General features: G+C 62.3%; 6 protein-coding genes. 5 read left to right on the top strand and 1 reads right to left on the bottom strand.

Annotated elements, in window-relative coordinates:
* Positions 1-295 precede the first annotated feature (295 nt).
* Positions 296-1,090 carry a thymidylate synthase gene (locus tag RFM68_RS33375; RefSeq protein ID WP_320237182.1) on the top strand — a complete coding sequence of 265 codons (795 nt, stop codon included), beginning with the start codon at positions 296-298 and terminating at the stop codon, positions 1,088-1,090.
* A 15-nt stretch (positions 1,091-1,105) separates the two neighbouring features.
* Here the strand turns inward: RFM68_RS33375 and RFM68_RS33370 are convergent, their stop codons facing one another.
* Complete coding sequence (locus RFM68_RS33370; protein ID WP_320237181.1) at positions 1,106-1,315, bottom strand: TOBE domain-containing protein; 210 nt, start codon at positions 1,313-1,315, stop codon at positions 1,106-1,108.
* Positions 1,316-1,487: 172 nt separating this feature from the next.
* Here RFM68_RS33370 and modA point away from each other — a divergent pair, with 172 nt between their 5' ends.
* From modA to RFM68_RS33350, 4 genes are all read left to right on the top strand, one after another.
* The gene (modA, locus tag RFM68_RS33365; protein ID WP_320237180.1) at positions 1,488-2,282 is read left to right on the top strand and encodes a molybdate ABC transporter substrate-binding protein; all 795 of its coding nucleotides are present in this window, start codon (positions 1,488-1,490) and stop codon (positions 2,280-2,282) included.
* Positions 2,283-2,301: 19 nt separating this feature from the next.
* Positions 2,302-3,006 carry a molybdate ABC transporter permease subunit gene (gene modB / locus RFM68_RS33360; protein WP_320237179.1) on the top strand — a complete coding sequence of 235 codons (705 nt, stop codon included), beginning with the start codon at positions 2,302-2,304 and terminating at the stop codon, positions 3,004-3,006.
* A complete protein-coding gene (gene modC, locus RFM68_RS33355) occupies positions 3,003-4,115 on the top strand; it encodes a molybdenum ABC transporter ATP-binding protein (protein WP_320237178.1) in 1,113 nt (370 codons plus the stop codon). Before modB ends, modC begins: the two co-directional genes overlap by 4 nt.
* An 85-nt stretch (positions 4,116-4,200) precedes the next feature.
* Positions 4,201-4,542, top strand: a complete 342-nt coding sequence (locus RFM68_RS33350; protein WP_320237177.1) for a winged helix-turn-helix domain-containing protein — start codon at positions 4,201-4,203, stop codon at positions 4,540-4,542.
* Positions 4,543-4,668: the final 126 nt, after the last annotated feature.

Raw genomic sequence — 4,668 nt, 5'->3', positions numbered from 1 at the left:
CGCTCTTTGACGTATCCATGCCAATGCGAATAAGTTTATCCACGGACGGTCTCCCTTGTTGAGATCTGCAACGACCTCATTCTGGCACATTGCGATGCCGTCGGGGGCCGTCCACCCCAACACGTACTTAAGTACGCTCCGCTCCGGTTCTCGAAAGCCACGCTATTCGACTCGCCAGAGCGAATTCTGAAAAGGCCTCTGCTCCCGGCGAACTAGGAGGAGGATCGCAGACAGGCGTGGCATCAGCGCGCACATTCGCTATGATCACTTGTAAGCTCGAATCGAGGCAAAGCCGATGCGCCAGTATCTCGACCTGTTGAAGCATGTGCTGGAGAGCGGCGCTGACCGCGGCGACCGTACCGGGACCGGCACGCGCTCGGTGTTCGGCTACCAGATGCGCTTCGACCTTTCGCGCGGCTTTCCGGTCACGACCACCAAGAAGCTGCACCTGAAGTCCATCATCCACGAGCTTTTGTGGTTCCTGGCCGGCGACACCAACATCAAATATCTCAACGACAACGGTGTCAGCATCTGGGACGAATGGGCCGACGAGAACGGCGATCTCGGCCCGGTCTACGGCAAGCAGTGGCGCTCATGGCCCGACGGCCATGGCGGCGAGATCGACCAGATTGCGAATCTTTTGAAGGAGATACGCAAGAATCCTAATTCGCGCCGGCTGATCGTCTCGGCCTGGAATCCGGCCGAAGTCGAGGCGATGGCGCTGCCGCCCTGCCACTGCCTGTTCCAGTTCTATGTCTCGGAAGGCCGGCTTTCCTGCCAGCTCTACCAGCGCTCCGGCGATATCTTCCTCGGCGTGCCGTTCAACATCGCTTCCTATGCCTTGCTCACTATGATGATGGCGCAGGTGACCGGGCTGAAGCCCGGCGACTTCGTCCTCACGCTGGGTGACGCGCATCTTTATTCGAACCATTTCGAACAGGCACGCGAGCAGATGCGGCGCACGCCCAAGGCCTTGCCGACGATGTGGATCAATCCGGAAGTGAAGGACCTTTTCGCTTTCCGTTTCGAGGATTTCCGCCTCGAGAACTATTTCGCCGATGCCAATATCAAGGCGCCGATCGCGGTATAAGCCAGCTCCGCCGGTTCAGTCGATGCCGACCATCACGTCCGAGGCCTTGATCACCGCATAGGCCTGCTTGCCTTTTTCAAGCGCGAGGTCGGCAACCGCCTCGTTGGTGATCGATGCGGTGACGATGACGCTGCCGCCGATGTCGATCCTGACATGCGAGGTGGTGGCTCCCTTGACGATCTCGGTGACCTTACCCTTGAGGATGTTGCGGGCGCTGATCTTCATGCGTCTCTCCTCTCCTTGAGCTTCGCTCCGCTGTTTCGCTTTCATTGTAGGGTGGGAGCACGCCGCCGCACAATGCCACGACAGGCGAAAAGCCTTCCCTTGTTATGTTCATCCGGATATATCGGTTTGAGGCTTTGGGCCGTACGGATTTTGCAGCCAGGGAGAGACTTTCATGACGGGCAAGGGTTTTGGATCTAAGGCGATCGCCGTAGGCGGCCTGACGGCAATGCTGATGGCCGCCATGCCGGTGGCCTATGCCGACGACAAGGTGATCGTCTTTGCTGCGGCAAGCCTCAAGGACGCGCTCGATGCGGTCAACAAGGCCTGCGAGCCTCAGGTCGGCGAAGCCGCGACCATTTCCTACGCGGCGAGCTCGGCGCTGGCCAAGCAAATCGAAGGCGGCGCGCCGGCCGACATTTTCATCTCGGCGGACCTCGACTGGATGAAGTATCTCTCCGACAAGAAGCTAACCAAGCCGGATACCGAGGTGAAGCTGCTCGGCAACCAGATCGTGCTGGTGGCGCCGAAGGATTCCACGGTCGAGGCCAAGGTCGAGAAAGGCTTCGACCTCGCCAAGCTGATCGGCGACGGCAGGCTTGCCATGGGCGATTTCAAGGCCGTGCCTGCCGGCAAATACGGCAAGGCGGCGCTGGAATCGCTTGGCGTCTGGTCGTCGGTCGAGGGCAAGATCGCGCAGGCAGAGAACGTACGCGCCGCGCTGAAGCTGGTGTCGACCGGCGAGGCGGCGCTGGGCATCGTCTACGCCACCGACGCGCATGCCGAGAAGGGCGTAAGGGTCGTCGGCACGTTCCCTGAGGATTCGCATCCACCGATCATCTACCCGATTGCCCAAACTGCGGATTCGAAGGACAAGGATGCGGCTGCCTTCCTGAAGTGCGTCGAGTCGGCCAAGGCCGCCGCGCTCTTCAAGGAACAGGGTTTTACGGTGCTCGCGCCGAGCAACTGAGAAAGACCTGACACCGCATATGAACTGGCTTTTGGACCTCACTCCCGACGAATGGAATGCGGTCCGGCTGTCCATCAAGGTGGCGACGGTGGCGATGATCGCCAGTCTGCCACCCGGCATCCTGCTGGCGCTCGTGCTTGCGCGGGGGCGCTTCTGGGGCAAGACCCTGCTCAACGGGCTGGTGCATCTGCCCTTGATCCTGCCGCCGGTGGTGACCGGCTATCTGCTCTTGCTCACCTTCGGCCGGCGTGGGCTGGCCGGCGCCTTTCTTGCCGAGCATTTCGGCATCGTCTTTTCGTTCCGCTGGACGGGCGCGGCATTGGCCTGCGGGGTCATGGGCTTTCCGCTGATGGTGCGGGCCATCCGGCTCTCGATCGAGGCGGTCGACCGCAAAATGGAGGCCGCGGCCGGCACGCTCGGCGCCAATCCGCTTTGGGTGTTTGCCACCATCACGCTGCCGCTGATCCTGCCCGGCCTGATCGCCGGCGCGATCCTTTCCTTCGCCAAGGCGATGGGCGAGTTCGGAGCCACCATCACCTTCGTTTCCAACATCCCCAACGAAACGCAGACACTGCCCTCGGCGATCTACACTTTCACCCAGGTGCCTGGCGGTGATGAAGGCGCCCTCAGACTGACGCTGATCTCGATCGCCATCTCGATGGTCGCGCTGGTCGCCTCGGAAGTGCTGGCGCGGCGCGTCGGCCGGCGGATGGACATCGAATGACCCTCTCCGTCGCCATCCACCATCGGCTTGGCGAATTCGCCTTGGAGGCACGTTTCGAAAGCGCCGGCCGGTTGACGGCGCTGTTCGGGCCGTCGGGCTCCGGCAAGTCGACGCTGATCAACCTGATCGCGGGCCTGATCCGTCCGGACAAGGGTCGCATCGCGGTCGATGGGCGTGTGCTGGTCGATACCGCGGCGCGCATCTTCGTGCCGATGCACAAGCGGCGGATCGGCATGGTGTTCCAGGATGCACGGCTGTTCCCGCATATGAGCGTCGCCGGCAATCTGCGCTATGGCCGCTGGTTCACGCCATCTTCCGAGCGCTACGCCAAGATGGATGCGGTGATCGACCTGCTCGGCATCGGCCACCTCCTCGACCGCCGACCGGCGAAGCTGTCGGGTGGCGAAAAGCAGCGCGTCGCCATAGGCCGCGCTTTGCTTGCGAGCCCGAAACTGCTTCTGATGGACGAGCCGCTCGCCTCGCTCGACGAGCCGCGCAAGGCCGAGATACTGCCCTATATCGAGCGGCTGCGCGACGAGACGAAGATCCCGATCGTCTATGTAAGCCATTCTGTCGCCGAGGTGGCGCGGCTGGCAAGCGACGTGGTGGTGCTTGCGCAGGGCAAGGTCGCGGCCTCGGGTCCGACCGAGGCGATTATGCAGCGGCTGGACCTGTTGCCGGCGGAAGAGCGCGGCGAGGGCGGGGCGGTGCTCGATACCAAAGTTCTGCGCCACGACGAAGCCTTCGGTATGACCGTGCTCGGTTCGCGAGCCGGCGAGATCCGCGTGCCGCGACTGGCCAGGTCGGCTGGAGCTCCGGTGCGGCTCCGCATCCGCGCCCGCGACGTCATGATCGCCACCGAGCATCCGACTGGCCTCAGCGCGCTCAACATATTGGCGGGGACGATCGCCGCGGTCAGGCCAGGCATCGAACCGACAGTGGAAATCGCCATCGATTGTAATGGCGCTACCGTGCTGGCACGCATCACCGAACAGTCGAAGCAAACCTTGCGCCTTGCACTCGGCCGCAAAGTCTTCGCAGTCATCAAGACAGTGAGCTTCGACAGCGCGACGACCGGGTCAGGGCTGCCGGCCGAGGTCGATGGTTGACGAAAAGGCAATATCGCTATGTTGATTTGGAATAGCGATCTGGCGAGAGAAGGATTAATCTCGACATGATCGCGGAGGATAAGTCATGCCGTCGCTCAGCCTGCGGATAAATCTCGACCCCGACGGCCGGATCGGCCCGGGCAAGATCGAACTCCTGGAACAGATCGCCGCTTTCGGATCGATCTCGGCCGCGGCGCGCGGCATGGAGATGTCGTACAAACATGCCTGGGACCTGGTAGAAGACATGAACCGCGTATTCGGCAAGCCGCTGGTCGCGGCGCAGACCGGCGGTCGGAAAGGCGGCGGCACGCAACTGACATCGGTCGGCCTTGCGGTCGTCAGCCGGTTTCGGGCCATAGAGCGCGCCGCTTCATCGGCGGCCGCCGTCCATATGCAGGCCCTGCAGGCGGAGATCGACGCGGGATGAGGCAGTAGGCAGTAGGCAGTAGGCAGTAGGCAGTAGGCAGTAGGCAGTAGGCAGTAGGCAGTAGGCAGTAGGCAGTAGGCAGTAGGCAGTAGGCAGTAGGCAGTAGGCAGTAGGCAGTAGGCAGTA

The sequence above is a fragment of the Mesorhizobium montanum genome, from assembly GCF_033977145.1.
Lineage (GTDB): Bacteria > Pseudomonadota > Alphaproteobacteria > Rhizobiales > Rhizobiaceae > Mesorhizobium > Mesorhizobium montanum.
The sequence above is the reverse complement of the archived record's forward strand: the minus strand, read 5'-3'. Positions and strand labels throughout refer to the sequence as shown.